Annotated in this window: 12 protein-coding genes; 1 reads left to right on the forward strand and 11 read right to left on the reverse strand. The window is 73.0% G+C overall.

Annotated elements, in window-relative coordinates:
• Positions 1-15 precede the first annotated feature (15 nt).
• From AB5J56_RS30635 to AB5J56_RS30645, 3 genes are all read right to left on the reverse strand, one after another.
• Complete coding sequence (locus AB5J56_RS30635; protein WP_369237146.1) at positions 16-1365, reverse strand: carboxyl transferase domain-containing protein; 1350 nt, start codon at positions 1363-1365, stop codon at positions 16-18.
• A complete protein-coding gene (locus tag AB5J56_RS30640; protein ID WP_369237148.1) occupies positions 1358-2839 on the reverse strand; it encodes an acyl-CoA synthetase in 1482 nt (493 codons plus the stop codon). The genes AB5J56_RS30635 and AB5J56_RS30640 overlap by 8 nt, the downstream gene beginning before the upstream one ends.
• Positions 2840-2951: 112 nt before the next feature.
• Entirely contained in the window at positions 2952-4034 is a 1083-nt protein-coding gene (locus tag AB5J56_RS30645; RefSeq protein ID WP_369237150.1) for a MerR family transcriptional regulator, read from the reverse strand.
• A gap of 156 nt (positions 4035-4190) precedes the next feature.
• Here AB5J56_RS30645 and AB5J56_RS30650 point away from each other — a divergent pair, with 156 nt between their 5' ends.
• The gene (locus AB5J56_RS30650; RefSeq protein WP_369237152.1) at positions 4191-5087 is read left to right on the forward strand and encodes a RimK family alpha-L-glutamate ligase; all 897 of its coding nucleotides are present in this window, start codon (positions 4191-4193) and stop codon (positions 5085-5087) included.
• On the opposite strand, the gene AB5J56_RS30655 is transcribed toward AB5J56_RS30650, so the two are convergent.
• The 8 genes from AB5J56_RS30655 to AB5J56_RS30690 all read right to left on the reverse strand — a co-directional run bounded on the left by AB5J56_RS30655 (position 5068) and on the right by AB5J56_RS30690 (position 15157).
• Positions 5068-5667: a hypothetical protein gene (locus AB5J56_RS30655; RefSeq protein WP_369237154.1), complete on the reverse strand. Its 600-nt coding sequence runs from the start codon at positions 5665-5667 to the stop codon at positions 5068-5070. The genes AB5J56_RS30650 and AB5J56_RS30655 overlap by 20 nt on opposite strands.
• Entirely contained in the window at positions 5642-6481 is an 840-nt protein-coding gene (locus AB5J56_RS30660; protein ID WP_369237156.1) for an FkbM family methyltransferase, read from the reverse strand. Before AB5J56_RS30660 ends, AB5J56_RS30655 begins: the two co-directional genes overlap by 26 nt.
• 99 nt (positions 6482-6580) lie before the next feature.
• Complete coding sequence (locus AB5J56_RS30665) at positions 6581-6808, reverse strand: Trm112 family protein (protein WP_369237158.1); 228 nt, start codon at positions 6806-6808, stop codon at positions 6581-6583.
• The gene (locus AB5J56_RS30670) at positions 6805-7710 is read right to left on the reverse strand and encodes a hypothetical protein (RefSeq protein WP_369242900.1); all 906 of its coding nucleotides are present in this window, start codon (positions 7708-7710) and stop codon (positions 6805-6807) included. Before AB5J56_RS30670 ends, AB5J56_RS30665 begins: the two co-directional genes overlap by 4 nt.
• A 15-nt stretch (positions 7711-7725) precedes the next feature.
• On the reverse strand, positions 7726-8460 hold the full coding sequence (locus AB5J56_RS30675; protein WP_369237160.1) for a class I SAM-dependent methyltransferase: 735 nt from the start codon (positions 8458-8460) through the stop codon (positions 7726-7728).
• 48 nt (positions 8461-8508) lie between these two features.
• Complete coding sequence (locus AB5J56_RS30680) at positions 8509-9819, reverse strand: condensation protein (RefSeq protein WP_369237162.1); 1311 nt, start codon at positions 9817-9819, stop codon at positions 8509-8511.
• Positions 9816-14315 carry an alpha-(1->3)-arabinofuranosyltransferase family protein gene (locus tag AB5J56_RS30685; protein ID WP_369242902.1) on the reverse strand — a complete coding sequence of 1500 codons (4500 nt, stop codon included), beginning with the start codon at positions 14313-14315 and terminating at the stop codon, positions 9816-9818. The genes AB5J56_RS30680 and AB5J56_RS30685 overlap by 4 nt, the downstream gene beginning before the upstream one ends.
• The gene (locus AB5J56_RS30690) at positions 14312-15157 is read right to left on the reverse strand and encodes a class I SAM-dependent methyltransferase (protein WP_369237164.1); all 846 of its coding nucleotides are present in this window, start codon (positions 15155-15157) and stop codon (positions 14312-14314) included. Before AB5J56_RS30690 ends, AB5J56_RS30685 begins: the two co-directional genes overlap by 4 nt.
• Positions 15158-15160: the final 3 nt, after the last annotated feature.

Below are 15160 nucleotides of genomic sequence, written 5' to 3' on the forward strand. Positions count from 1 at the left end.
GCACTGCTGCGGACGTCAGACCAGCCAGCCCCGGATCACCCCGAGGTCCACCAAGTCCTGGGGACGGATGCGGAGTTGGTCGGCCGTGGGGTGCACCTCGTCCGCCGGGCGCTTCAGGATCGCGGCCGCGAGCTCCGGTGCGATGACAGAGAAGTAGCTGTCCGGTGTGGCCCAGGTGTTGCCGGGCGCGGCCAGCGCGAGGGCGCCGCCCGAGCCGCCCTCGCCGATCACCAGCGTGGTGACCGGCGTACGGGCGGTGGCCACCGCGGCGAACAGGTCCGCGATCGCGGAGCCCACCCCCTGCCGCTCCGCCTCCGCGTCGTTCGCCGCGCCCGGAGTGTCCACCAACGTCAGCACAGGGATGCCGAGTTGACCGGCGAGCCGGATCAGCCGGGCCGCTGTGCGATATCCGGCGGGGCGGGTCGCGGTGCCGCACTGGGCGGCGTACGCGACGGTCCGCCCGTCGTTCCTGGTCTGTCCGAAGCCGCACAGCAGGCCGTCGTCCGTGCCGCCGCAGCGGTCGCCGCTGAGGGCCGCGCGCCGCGTGAAGTAAGCGTCCAAGTAGGCCTGGGCGCGCGGGCGTTCCGGGTCACGGGCGCGCAGCACGGCCTCCCAGCCGGTGGCGGGCAGATCGGTCGCGCCGAGGGGGCCCGGGGGCGGCGCGGCCTCCGCCGACGGCTGGGTGAGCAGCCCCAGCCACAGCGCCACCGTCTCCCGCAGCGCGTCCTCTCCCACTACGGCGTCGATCGCGCCCGCCGCCAACTGGGCCTCGGCCGTGTACGCCGCCGGGTCCGCGTCGGGCGGGCGGACCCGGGAGCCCGCGAAGCCCACCTGTGCGCCCGGCAGCGCCAGCGTCACGTCGGCGCCCGCGCCCAGCGTCGCCCACCCGCCGCCCGTCGTCGGGTCCCGCAGCACGGCGATCTGCGGCAGCCCCGCCTCCCGGGTGAGTGCCGACTGCCGTGCCACACGCTGGAGTTGGGTGAGGGCGAGCATGCCCTCCTGCATCCGGCTGCCGCCCGTCGCCACGAGCGAGACGACCGGCATCCGGCGCTCACGGGCATGCGTGTACGCCGCTTCCAGACGGTCGCCGGTGCGCTCGCCGAGCGAGCCGCCGAGGAAGCCGAACTCGAACGCGATCAGCACGGCGGGGGTGCCGCCGACCGTCGCGGTGCCGCAGACGACGGACTCCTCCTCGCCGGTACGGGCACCGGCGCGGGCGCGCGAGGCGTCGTACCCCCGCCAGGAGAGGGGACCGTCTGGCTTGTACTCCCCTCCGGGGACGGGCAGTTCGCGGAAGCCGTCCGATCCCGCTGCTCCGTCGGCGACGAGGGCGACGGCTTCGCGCGCCGAGAAACGCTCAGTCATTCTTCAGGGCTCGCTTCAGGATCTTGCCCATGTCGTTGCGGGGCAGGGAGGTGAGGAAGTGCACCACGCGCGGCCGCTTGTGCGGGGCGAGGCGGCGGGCCACATGATCGGCCAACTCGTCGGCTCCAGGCGGCGATTGGGGGTCGATGGGCACGACCCAGGCGACGATCCGCTCGCCGAGATCGTCGTCCGGCTCCCCTGTGACGGCGGCCTCACGCACGGCAGGGTGCTCGAGCAGCGCGTTCTCGATCTCACCGGCGCCGATCTTGTAACCGCCGCTCTTGATCAGGTCGGTGGCCTTGCGGCCGACGATGCGCACGGCGCCGTCCGCGTCGCGGACCGCCATGTCGCCGGTGCGGAACCAGCCGTCCTCGGTGAGCGCGGCGGCCGTCGCGTCGGGCCGGTTCAGGTACTCGGTGAAGAGGTTGGGGCCGCGGACCTGGATCTCGCCGACCGTCTCGCCGTCGCAGATCCCGGTGGGTGCGCCGTCGGCGTCGTAGGACCCGATGACGGAACCGTCCTCCTCCACGAGCCGCAGCCCGACACCCGGCAGCGGTACGCCGACGGTCCCGGGGCGCGGCACCCCGTCCGCACGCACGCTCGTGTTCATCAGGGTCTCCGTCATGCCGTACCGCTCGACGACCCGGCGCCCGGTGGCGGCCGCGATGCGCTCGTGGTCGTGCACGGGCAGCGCGGCGGAGCCGGACACCAACAGGCGTGCCCGGCCGAGGGACTTGGCGAGTTCGGTGTCGTCGTCGAGGGCCTCGGCGAGCCGGTGGTACATCGTCGGCACCCCGAACAGCATCGTCGCGCCGTCGTTCAGCTCCCGCGCCACACCCTCCGCGCTGAACCGCCCGAGATGCCGTACGCAGCCGCCGCGGCGCAGCGGACCGAGGATGCCCAGGATCAGCCCGTGCACATGGAAGAGCGGCAGCCCGTGCACGAGCACGTCGTCGCCGGTCCACTGCCAGGCGTCGGCCAGCGCGTCCAGCGTCGTGGCGATCGCGCGCCGCGGGATGACGGCGCCCTTGGGAGGGCCGGTGGTGCCGGAGGTGTAGACGACGAGGGCGGGGTCGGCGGGGTCCACGTCGGTGGCCGGGGCGGTCCCGCCCTCGCCGTGCACGTCGACGTCGACCCGCTCCAACTGCCGTACAGCGTCCGGAAGTTCATCTCCTGGAGCGGCGAGCACCATCGAGGGCGCACTGTCGGACAGGATGTGCCCCAGCTCGCTCTCTCCCGACTTCGGGTTCAACGGGATGGCCGGCACCCCGGCAAGCAGCGCCGCCACGACCGCGACAGCCGTCTCCAGGGTCGGCGTCGCCCACACGGCGACCCTCCCCGCACCGCCGAGCCGCCCGGCCTGCGCCCCCGCCGCGGCGGCGAGCTGCGCATACGTCAGGGAGCGGTCGCCGAAGCGCAGGGCGGGCCGCTGGGCGACCGAGCCGGTCGCCAGAGCCGGAAAGAGGGAGGACACGCGGCGTACTCCTTGCCTGGATGTCAGGGACGACAGGACCGTTCCTACACCAGAGCCGGGGGAACCCGCTGCCGTACGACGCCCGAGCCGAACCGGAACGCCGCTCCCTACTTCACCTCCTCCCCTCCACCACTCCCTGCGCGGCCCCCACCACGTCCGCCACCACGCAGCTCACGTTGTCGGGGCCGCCGCGGGCGTTCGCCGCCGCGATCAGGGTGTGCACCGCTTGGTCCGGGCCGGGGGCGGTGGTCAGGAGCTGCTGGAGTTCGTCGTCCGGTACGACGGTGGAGAGGCCGTCCGAGCAGAGCAGGTAGCGGTCGCCCGGGCGGGCGTCGTGCAGCCGCAGGTCCGGTGCGGGGGCGGCGCCGTCGCCGGTCAACGCCTTGAGGAGGAGGGTGCGTTGCGGGTGGGCGGTGGCCTCCTCGGCCGTCAGGCGGCCTTCGTCGATCATCGACTGGACCATGGTGTGGTCGTGGGTGATCAGGAACAGCTCGTCGTCGCGGTGCAGGTAGGCGCGGGAGTCGCCGATGTGGACGAGGGCGAGCTGTGCGCCGGTCCACACCATCGCGGTGAGGGTGGTGCCGATGTCCCCGGTCGCGGCGATGTCCTGGACGGCCGTCGTGGCGCCCTGTACCGCGTCCTCCAGGAGGTTGAGGACGCTGCCCGCCGGGAGCGGTTCGTCGTCCAGGAACTTCAGGGCCTCGACCGCCGCCGTGCTCGCGGGCGCGCCGCCTGGGCCGAAGCCGTCGGCGACGGCGAGGACGCGGGTGCCCGCGTAGGCCGTGTCCTGGTTGGCGGGGCGGACCAGGCCCCGGTCGGACAGGGCCGCGTAACGGAGTTCCAGCATGGTGGTGTCCTTCCGTGATTCCTGTGAGAGGTGGTCCACGAGGAACGCCGCCAGGTCCCGGCGGGCGGCCGTCTCCGCCTCGACCCGCGCCCAGTACGCGCGGATCTCCCGGGCGGCCGGGCCCGGAGGCAGGGAGCACACCTCCCGGATGCGGGCCAGCGGCATGCCCAGCCGCCGCAGCCACGCCACCAGACGGGCCTGCTCCAGCTGCTCGGGCGCGTAGTACCGGTAGCCGGTGTCGGGGTCGACGCGGGCGGGACGCAGGAGCTCCAGCTCGTCGTAGAGCCGCAGCGCCTTCGGCGACAGCCTGGACGCCTTCGCGAAAGCGCCGATCGTCAGCATGTCCATGCAGGCACCCCTGTCCCGGCCGTGTCCTGGCCGTTCCTCGTTCCGTCACTGATGCTGGGGCTTTACCGAAGGTGAAGGTCAAATGGGTTGCCTCGGTTGCGGGCGCCGTTGTTAGCCTGCGAGCGCATCCGCCTCTTGTACGAAGAAGGAGCCCCCGTGGCCGCAACCGTCCGAATCGCGCTCGCCACCTACCGGCCGGACGCCGGTGAGGTGAGCAAGGACCGCGACCTGCCGGTGCTGCTGTCGGCGCTGGAGGACGCGGGCGTCGAGGCGGTCGCCGAGTACTGGGACGATCCGGACGCCGACTGGGGCTCGTACGACCTCGTCGTCATCCGCTCGACGTGGGACTACAGCTGGCGTGCCGCGGAGTTCGTGGCGTGGGTCGAGCGGTGCGGGAAGGCTACCCGGCTCGCCAATCCCGTCGACGTCGTGCGGTGGAACATGGACAAGCGGTACCTCGGGGACCTCGCGGAGGCGGGGGTGCCCGTCGTCCCCACCCGGTATGTCGCGCCCGGCGATGCGCCCGACCTCCCGGACGACCGGGAGTACGTCGTGAAGCCCACCTCCGGCGCGGGCGCCCGGTATGCAGCGCGGTATGCCCCCGGCGAGCACGAGAGCGCCGTACGGCAGCTCGCGCGGATGCACGAGGAGGGCCTGACCGCGATCGTGCAGCCCTATCTGACGGGCATCGACGTCACCGGGGAGCGGGCATTGCAGTTCTTCGGCGGACGCCTTCTGCACGCCGGGCGCAAGGGCGCGGTGCTGGAGCCCGGCACGGCGTACGACGACGACAAGGTCGCGCATCCCGGGATCCAGCCGTGGGAGCCGACCGCCGCCGAACTCGCCGTCGCCGAGAGCGCGTTGGCCGCCCTCCGGGGTGCCGTGCCCGATGCTCCCGAGCTGCTCTACGCCCGTGTCGACCTCGTCGACGGCGACGACGGCGAGCCGTGTGTGATGGAGCTGGAGCTGGTCGAGCCGAACCTCTTCCTCTTCCTGCACCCGGAGTCGGTTCCGGCGGTCGTGGAGGGGATCGTCAAGGCCGCCGCTCGTTGACCGCCACCCGCTGCAGCAGGCCCCAGGTGAACTCGGCCGCGCACTCGTGTCGTACGCCGTTGCCGTCCGGCGCCGTGAACGCCAGGCCCCAGCGGGTCGGGGCCGTGCCCTCCAGGGGACGGGCGGGGGCGAAGGCGCGGGCGGCCTCGTCGACCGTGCAGGACCAGGGGGTCAGGTCGTCGACGGTGTGGAGGGACGGGCCGGGAGCCCCCGGGGCCCGGACCAGCCATTCGTTCCAGGCCACCCCGTTCGGGGCCACGAGCACCTCGAAGCGGAGGTCGGGCCAGAGCGGGACGGGCCACAGGAGCGCCTCGCAGGCCAGGTCGCCGATCTGGCGTGGCGACACCGACTCCGGGGCCCCCAGGATCGAGCGATAGCGGGAGACGGCCGCCCTCGACCTCGGCGCGTGCAGCATCGCCTGCCAGCGGCGGTTCGCCTCGCGCATCTCCGCGATGGACACGCCCAGCTTGTGACGGGCGTCCTCGACGAGGTCCGGATTGTGGTCGGCCATGCGGCGCAGCAGGACCAGCTGGAAGTCGAGAGGGGTGAAGGGGCTAGCGGGTCGCTTTGCTGTGGGCATGCGGTCCATGGTCGCGTACGTCGTCCCGCTTGCGCTCCGTGCGCGCGCCCGGGCGGCGGCCGTCCGGGAGGAACAGCACCGAGTTCACGTAGCGCGGGCCGCGAGGGAACAGCACCCGGCGCAGCAGGCCCTGGGACACGACGTGCGACGTGCCGGCCTGGTGGGCCTCCAGCGGGAAGGTCGCGAGGGGCACCCAGGTGTCGCCGGGCAGCACCCAGCCTTCGTATCCCCGCTCGGCGAGGTGTGTCACGACCGGGGCGATCGGCTGGATCCGTGCCTCCAGCTCGACGAAGAGGGCCGGGCGGTCGCGGGCCAGCAGTGCGGAGGCGCCGCGCAGCACCGCGAGTTCGTTGCCGTCCACGTCGATCTTGACGAAGTCGACGTCCTGGAGCTTCAGGCCGTCCAGGGTCACGCAGGGGACCTCCAGGGCGCGGGCGTGGATGTCCCGGCGGACCAGGGACGACACGCCCCGGTCGCCCGCGTCGCCCGGCGGCAGCCACAGCCGGGCCGTGCCCGGACGGTCGGATGCGGCGGCACGGACCACGCGGACGTTCACGGGCGTGGCGGAGGCCAGCAGCCGGGCCAGGTGCGGGACCGGTTCCACGGCCACCACCTCGCGGGCCCGCCCGGACAGCCGGCGCGCCCAGGGCCCGTACCAGCCGCCCACGTCCACCGCCGTGCCGCAGCCCGCCGGGCAGAGGTCGTCGAGCCGGGCCAGCTCCGGCTCGAAGCGCGGGTAGACCAGCCAGGCGGTCGCGGCGACCAGCCGGATGGGGAGGAAGCGGGCGATACGGGCGGCCAGGGTGGTGGTCATCGGGTCATCCGTCTCTCGGGTCATCCGTGTCTCGGGTCATCCGTCTCTCGAAGGGATCTCTCGTCATGGAGCCGTCTGCTCCCGGCGAGCCATCCGGTCTCATGGAGCCATCCGCTTGAGCAGTTCTTCGTGCTCGTCCTCCGTGACCTGCTCGCCGGAGGACGGCAGCAGCTGCGGGATGCCGTCGACGATCGGATAGCGGCGGTGCAGGCGCGGGTTGTACAGCGCCTCGTCCTCCTTCAGCGAGCTCTCCGGTACGAGAAGATGCAGCGGCCCCTTGTCCAGCGGGCAGGCCAGGATCTTCAGCAGCGGGTCGTCGTGGTTCATGGGGGTGTCAACTCCTTGGCGCCGATGGGGGGTTGGGGAGCCGCGTCGTGTTTGGGCATGGCCAGCAGCACGGAGACCGCGAGGGCGGTGCCCGCAAGCCGCAGGGCCAGCCGCAGCGGATCGTGCGGGAGCGCCTCGCCGAACGCGAGCGTGCCGAGTACGGCCGTGAACAGGCAGGTCACCGTCGTGCAGACCGGCACGATCAGCGAGGCCCGGCAGCGTTGCAGCGCCGCCTGCGACATGACGAGGCCGAACGCGCCGGTGAACAGCAGGAGGTACGGATACGGGGAGCGCAGCAGCTCGACGACCGCGCCGAGCGGCCCGTTTGTCGTCAGATAGGTCGAGGCGCCCTTGATGGCCAGCGAGCTCACGCCGTACAACAGGCCCACCGCCACGCCGTATTCGACGCCGGTGGTGGGCATGCGGTGCCGGTGCTTGGAGCGGCGCTCGGCGGCCCCGTACAGCCACACGCCCGCCGCCAGCGACGGTACGCAGACCAGGAGGATCAGTGGGACGGGCGCGCTGTGGCTCACCTTGTCGGAGCCCTCGCGCAGCGACAGCACCACCATGAGCAGGGCGGCGAGGATCGCCCCGAGCGCGTACCGCTCCCGGCCGCTCGTCTCCTCGCCGAGCAGCCGCGCGGAGAGCAGTACAAGGAGGACGAGGCCGGAGACGAAGATCCCCTGCGCGGCGGCGATCGGCAGGGTGCGGTAGACGGCCAGTTGGGCTCCGAACCCGGCGGCGAGGGCCAGCGAACCGCCGATCCACAGGGGGCTGCCGAGGACGAGGCGCAGCAGGCGGGCAGGGCGCCGGATGTTGACCTCCGGCAGGGCCGCCAGCGCCCGTTTCTCCAGGACGAATCCGGTGCTGTACAGGACGTTCGCCATCAGGGCGGCGGCCACTCCCCACCACATCGGCTAGGTCCTCCGCGCGTGCAGGAGCAGGATCGATGAGGCCGACGGCAGTGCGCAGGCCAGGTGGTCCAGTGGGCGCAGCGGACGCGGCACACCGTGGAAGGGCGCCCCCCGCAGCCGTACGACCTCGAAGCCCGACGCGGCCACGAACTCCCGTAGCGCGCGGGCGGTGTAGAGCCGCAGATGGCCGACGACCTCCTTCCCGGGGCGGCCGTGGATCGCGCGCAGGCTCACCTCGGAGAAGACGGGCTGGACGCCCGCGAGCAGCAGAGCCCGGTTGTACCAGGCGGCCAGGTTCGGGGTGGAGAGCATGAGATGGCCGCCGGGGCGCAGCACGCGGCGGATCTCGTCCAGCGCGGCGTCCGGGTCCACGAGGTGCTCGATCACCTCGCTGAACAGCACCGCGTCGGCCGCCGCGGTCGCGAACGGCAGCCCGCCGTCGGTGAGTTCACCTCGCACGGCGTACGGCAGGCGGGCGTGGGCGCGTCGGAGCGCGTCCTGGGACCAGTCGACGCCGACGAGCCGGTGCCCGGCGAGGAAGGGCGCGGCGGTGGCGGCCGCGGTGCCGTCGCCGCAGCCGATGTCGAGGACGGTCTTCGCGCCGCGCGTGGCCGGGCCGAGCGCGGCGGCCAGCATGCGCGCCTGGCGCACACTGCGGGGGGTGCCGGACGCGACGGGGACGGCGGGGTCCTCGTAGAAGTCGCGCAGCTCCCTTCGTACGGGGGCTGTCGTCGTCATGTGCCCTCCCGCGTCGGGTAGGTCATGTGCCCTCCTGGGCCGCGTACGTCATGAGATCTCCGTCGCGTGCAGATAGTGCTCGAAGAGGTCGCGGAGGTGGGCGCCGTCGCCGTGGCTGAGCAGGCTGCGGGACCAGCGCAGGGCGAGGTGGAGGCGGCCCGCCGTGGAGGCGGTCGTCACCGTCAGGCCGCGCGGCATGCGGGCCGGCGCCGAGAACCAGACCGCGTGGGCGCGCCCGGCGGCGCTGCCGAAGTCGAGGCTGTACGGGATGCGGCCGATGTTGCTCAGGAGCGTGGTCGACGTCCAGGGGGCGACCGCCCTGCGCAGGCCCCGGGTGACGGCGGCGCGCCAGGCGACGGGGACCACGGGGGCGGTCAGCATGGCTGCTCCGTGGCCGAGTTGGGGCCGCGGGAGGGACTTGAGGGCGCGGGTGCGGTCCGCCGTGCGGCGCAGCAGCTCGCCCATCCGGGCCGGGTCCAACTCCTCGGGGGCGAAGGGGACTTCGACGAGCCGGGTGCCGTTGCCGATGGGCATGTCGGTGCCCCGCGGCCGGTCGTCGACCGGCATGGTGATGCGCAGCGGGCGCGGGTGGGCGCCGTGCTCCCTGTTCCAGTGGACGATCATCAAAGCGGTGGCGGCCATGAGTTGGTCGTTGACCGTGTACGGGGCGCCCTTGGGGCGGCGCGGGACGGTCAGCTCGGTGACGAGCAGGCCGTTGCCCGGCGAGGGTTCGGGGGAGCCGTGGGCGACACGGGCGGGCGGTGCCCAGCCGGACGGGGTGTCCACCTGCTCCTCGGGGGCGTCGGGCGGACGGACCGGAGGCGCGGCGGGCGAGTTGTCACGGCCGCCGTACAGCTCCGCCGCCGTGGCCAGCACACGCAGACAGGCGGGGCCGTCCAGGGCGGTGTGGTTGATGGTGAGGAAGAGGACGGTGCCGTCGGACCCGTTGTCCTCGTCGACGACTTCGAGGCGGATCGGCGGCGACGCGGACAGTGGTGGCGCGTTGTTCAGCGCGCGGTCGCGGGCGTGCTTGAGGGCGTCCCGGTCCGGCGGCGGGAACGTCACCACCGGCACGTCCGGACCGGCGGTCAGCTCCCACTCGTAGCGGCGCCGGTACCAGGGCCCGGCCGCCTCGCGCATGAGGATGCGCGGATGGCGGCGCAGGGCCTCGGTGAACGCCGAGGTGAGGCGGGCGGGGTCGAGACGGCCCGGCAGGTGGACCTCGATGTGGACCGTCTCCGGCTCCTCCTCCTGGAGGCAGTGCCGGGCGACCTCGTCCACGACGGGGAACGGCACGCGCACGGGGGGCCGTGCGGGGCCGTCCGTGCCGTCGCGGGCGGGCTGTGCCAGTGCGGTCATGTGGGCTGGCCCTTCTCCTTGTCCGTTCCCGTACTCGTGTCGGTTCCCGTGCTCGGGTCCGTGCCGCTGCCGGGTTCCCGCGTCTCGCCGGGCCTGTCGGGAGTGTCGTCCGGCTCCGGTGGTGTCGCTCTGAACCTCGGCTTGCGGAACCCGATGCGTGCCGTCGGCGGGTCGGGCTCCGGGCCGCGCGCGGAGATGGTGGTGCTGGAGGCGAGCCCGGACCCCGCGGCGGCACCCGGTGATGAGCCCGGCCCCTCGCTCTCCCCGCGCCGCCGCTGCGGCAGCTGCTGGGTCGGCGCCTCCGACCCGGGCGGCGCCCCCACGGACAGCCCCGGTGGCGACGCGAACTGTGCCGTCGTCCCGGCGGCATCGGGCGCCACCGGCTCCCGCACACTCACCAGCGCCGCGAACAGCCCGATCAGCGCCAGGAGTTGGGCCACCGGCCCGAACGCGCCCTCGTCCGCGGACACCGGCGACCCGGCCCCCGTCGCCGCCGCGATCCCCGCCCCCGCGAGCGCGAGGAAGGCGATCGGTACGAGCAGGGTGTGCCGTTTCCGGGCGAGCAGGGCCAGCGCCGGGACGAGCAGGGCGAAGAAGCCCGCGATCACGATGCCGACGAGGGTGAGCGCGACCGTGCCGAGCCACAGCCCGGCGTCGGGCGGCAGCGGCTGCGGCACGTCCGGGTTGGGCGAGCGGCGCCGCCACAGGACGAGGCCCGCGAGCGCCGCCACCGCGACTCCGCCGCCGATCAGCCCGGCCTCGTACGTCGTCGAGGGCTCGTAGGAGAGCTTGACGGTGCCGCCCGCGCCGGACGGGACACGCCAGCCCTGCTGCCAGCCGTCCAGCCGTACCGGCGTGAGCTCATGGCCGTTCAGCGTGGCCTTCCAGCCGTCGTTGTAGTTCTCGTACGTCGTCAGGTACGAGGCGGCGCCGGAGCCGACCGTCACCTCGCGGCGGTCGCCCAGCCAGTCCCGTATCTTCAACTCGCGTGCCCCGGCGCTCGCGTCCGCGCTGACCGTGCCGCTGGTGAGCGTCACGTCGGTCACCGTCAGCGGGCCCGCGTCCCCGGCCTCGACCCGGTGCGAACCCTCGGGGAGATCCAACTGGGCGTCCGCACGCCCTTCCTGGCAGAGCGTCAGCTCGATCGCCCGCCGCTCCACGAGATCCTTGATGGTCCCCTTCGCGCTCGTCTGGTACAGCTTCCCGTCGACCGCGAGATCCGGGCCCTTCCCGCACGGGAGCGTGAACGTGCGGGTGGCCGAGGGCTGGGGGGTGCGGTACTGGTCGAGGGCGGGGATGTAGGCCTCGGTCAGGCCTACGGGCAGTTGCAGGTCGTCGTCCGCGACCGGGTTGTGCACGGTCAGCGGCGCCGTCTTGGTGATGGTGATGTCGAGGTGGTCGGTCGTGATGGGGTCGAAGCGGACCCAGCCGTTGTCGTCGACTCCGGCGATCGCCGCGCCGTCCGGGGAGCTGATGTCCACCTCGGTCGGCCGGGTGGCCAGACCGCCCGCCGGAGCCAGCACGATCGAGGAGACCGCCTGCTTGTCCGGCCAGCTGAGGTGGATCGTCGGCCGGTCGCCCGCGATCCACGCCGTCGTCAGGTCGCCGTCGGTGAGGTTGCGCGCCGACAGGCCCGCGCCGAGTCCCGCCGTGGAGTCGGCGGTCGCGGTGATCCGGTGCTCCTGGTCGGGGGCCACCTCGTAGAGCAGCTTGTCGAGTTCCTCGCCCGGGATCGGGACCGCGCTCGCCTTCACGTCGTACGTGCCCGACGTCGACGTCGAGAACCGGCGGTGCAGGCCCGCCTCCGTGCCCGTCGGGGAGAGCCCGGTGGGGTCGGCGGTGCGGTGCAGCGAGACGATCTCGGCGGAGGCGTCGGAGCCCGCGGCGTCGGTCGGCAGCCGCAGCATCCGGGTCACCTGGACGTCCGGGAGGTCGATCTCGGAGAAGCCCGCGCCCGTGAGGCCGGTGTGCCGGGCGACGGATTCGGTGATCGTGATCTTCATCCAACTCGTCGACCCAGGACGGGCCTTGATGCGCTGCGTCATGCCGTTGGGTTCGAGGAAACTGCTCGTCGACCCCTTCTCCGTCTCCACCCGCACCCGGGTCGGCGCCGACCGCACACCGCCCTGGGCCAGCGGCGTGACCTTGAACGACGACGGCATGTCGATCGACCCGTTGAACCGGATCCGCAGCCACTGCCCGTTCGCCGAGCCCGCCGCGCCCTCCGCCCACGCGGTGTTCGGGTTGCCGTCGAAGGCGTTCACGGGGTCGTACTGCGGCAGTTGGAACAGCCAGTTGCCACTGGAGGACGCGGTCACCGAGCGGGCGCCGCGCAGTTCGGCCACCGTCTGGTGGTCGATGCCCTTCATCGGCAGGATCTGGTGCGGCTTCTTCCCCGCGTCCTGCGCGCTGTCGGAGGGGTTTCGCTCGCCGGACGTGTACGTGTACGACGTGTTGGAGTTGACCAGCCCGAAGCGGGTGTCGGCGCGCCGCAGCCCGTCGCCGACCACCTGCACCTCGGGCGTGCCGAGGCCGGGATGGTTGTCGCCGGTCAGTACGGTGGCCCGGCCCCGCATCGACGGGTCGGCGGACAGCGGCAGCAGCGACTCGGGGCCGCCGGAGACCACGGCGGTGTCCGCGATCGGCTTCAGCCCGGCCTGGCCTGGCCGGGGCACGCCCTGGCCGGTCGGCTCGTAGATCTCCACGGCGCGCTGGCGCGGATACAGGCCCTCGACCTGCATCGGCGTGTCGTTGGCGATACGCCCGCCGGTCATCACCGGCCCGAAACCGGTGACCCGCTGGTACCCCGACTGCTCCAGGGTGCGCTTCACGGTCGCGGTCGGGACGTAGCCGATCTGGTCGGGGTCGAGATCGTTGCGGACGACGACGTAATAGAGGCCGGCGCGGCTCAAGTAGTCGGCCAGACCCGGTACTTGGCCGCCCGTCATCAGTGACTGCTCGACCGCGTCCATGGCCCGCCGGTTGCCCGGGGTGCCGAACGGCACGTAGTCGCGCTGCGCCCAGCGGGAGTCGGCGAGGACGTCGAGGGGCTGGTCGATGGGGGAGCCCCAGGTGTAGATGCCGTGCGCGGTGGCGGGGACGACGAGGGCGCGGGAGTCGGGGGAGTACTTCTTCAGCCAGTCGGCGGTGGTCTCCCAGTAGGTGGGGAGCTTCTGGAACGAACCCGGGTTCAGGATCGACCCGTTGAGGTACGGCCAGGCGAGGCCGGGCAGCACCAGGATCGCCGCGATCAGCGGGGCGAGGCGGCGCCCGCGCACCCGGCGGGCCCCGCGCTCCTCGGCGGCGACGCCCACCAGATGTGCGAGGCCGAGCACCAGGGCGAGGGCCAGGCCCGTCTGGAACTTGTAGATGTTGCGGAAGGGGACGAGACCGCCGTTCAGCCAGTCCTGGACGACGCCGTGGAAGGGCGCGCCGAACGAACCGCCGTACCCGGCAAGGGTGATGAGAGCGACCGACAGGACCGTCAGCACCAGCCAGCGGCGCTCGGGCATGTCCCGTCTCGCGAGGCCCGCGAGGCCGAGCCCGGCCGCGAGTGCCGAGCAGACGATCACGATCACCGAGGACGCGACGGTCCAGCCGGCCGGCAGCCACGCCTCGCCGAAGTGCAGATACGCGACCCAGTTGCCGGCTCCGCGCAGCGACTCCGTCGCCGACATGGTGGCCGTGGTCGTCTGTGAAGTCTCCACGTAGGGAAGGAAGTTCTCGCCGTAGATGCCGAGCATCAGCAGCGGGATGACCCACCAGGCGGTCGCCAGGACGACGCCGGGCACCCACCAGGTGATCAGCTTGCGCCGCCGTGGCCCGCGCGGCCGGGACAGCAGATACAGCCCCACCGGCAGCAGGGAGGCCAGGGTCGCTGCCGCGTTCACACCGCCCATGAAGGGGATGAACAGCGCCGAGCGGAAGGCGGCGACACGGGCGGTGTAGCGCTCGTCGACGAGCGGCAGCAGCACCCAGGGGAGGAAGGCGCCGGGCAGCGCGGCCGCCGAGGTCGAGCCGACGACGATCGTGAACACCGGCCACAGCGCGTATGCCACGGCCGCGAGCAGCCGGGAGGCGCCGCTGCCGACACGCAGCCGCTCCGCCAGCCGCAGGGCGCCCCAGAACGCCACGGACACGATGAGCGACAGCCACAGCCGCTCCGCCAGCCACACCGGGAGGTGGATCAGCTTGCACAGGCCGTAGAACGGCAGCATCGGCCAGGCGTAGCCGACGTACTGGTCCTGGATGCCACCGAAGCCGGCCCGGTCGTGCCACAACTGGCCCAGATCGGAGAGGAATTGCCAGGGGTCGAGCGCGACTCCGAGCTTGGTGTCGAAGGTCTGCCGCCCGGGGTGCACCACCAGGAAGAGCACGAACACCACGGCCCAGAATCCCACCAGCCACCGCCGCGACCGCGGGCCCTCAGGGGGGCCCGCGGTCGCCCGGGCGGTGGGGACGGCTGCCGGGGGAGGAGCCTGGACCGTGGTCGTCATGGTGGACACCGCCGGAGGATGAGGAGGAGGTTCCAGGTGGCGAACTCGCGCAGTCCCGGCGCCTTCGCGACGGCACCGGCGAGGAAGGGCCAGTAGCGGGAGCGCGCCGAGACGACCGTGACGTCGTCCCGGGCGCGCACCTGCCGCAGGGTGGTGCCGATGTGCACGGCGAAGAGGTTCTCGCCGAGGGTGTGCTTGGCGGGCTTTCCGGTACGGCGGCTGTAGCGGGCCCGCGCCCGCTCCGCACCGAAGTAGTGCCAGGGCGCCCATTCGTGACCGCCCCACGGGGACAGCCAGTTGGTGAACGACACGTAGATCAGTCCGCCCGGGCGGGTGACCCGCACCATCTCGCTGAGGAACGTCTGCGGATCGGCCACGTGCTCCAGCACGTTGGACGAGAAGCAGACATCGGCCACCCCGTCAGCGAGCGGCAGCAGATACCCGTCCGCGACCACCGCCGCGTCCGAGGGATGCGCCCCCAACTCCCGTACGTCCGGCTCGAAGAGGTACGCACTGGCCCCCCGCCGCCGGAACTCCTCGGTGAAGTACCCGCTCCCCCCACCGACGTCGACGACGGTCCGCCCCGCGACACCACCCCCGTACGCCTCGACCTGATCGGCAGCGTCGCGCGCGAGCAGCGAGTAGCAGCCTTCGGGGTCGTCCTGCTCGTGGAGGAAGGCGCGGAAGAGGGCGACGGAACGGCGGAGGGAGGGGTCCTTCCAGGGGGCGGGGCCCCGACGGGCCCCGGTGTCCCGAGGGGCCCCGGTGTCCGCTCCCGCAGTGTCCGGCGGAGCGCTCGCAGAGGTGGCCGGGGCATGGCCGTGGTCGGGAGCGGGCTTCATGGG

This window comes from Streptomyces sp. R21, from assembly GCF_041051975.1.
Taxonomy (GTDB): Bacteria; Actinomycetota; Actinomycetes; order Streptomycetales; family Streptomycetaceae; genus Streptomyces.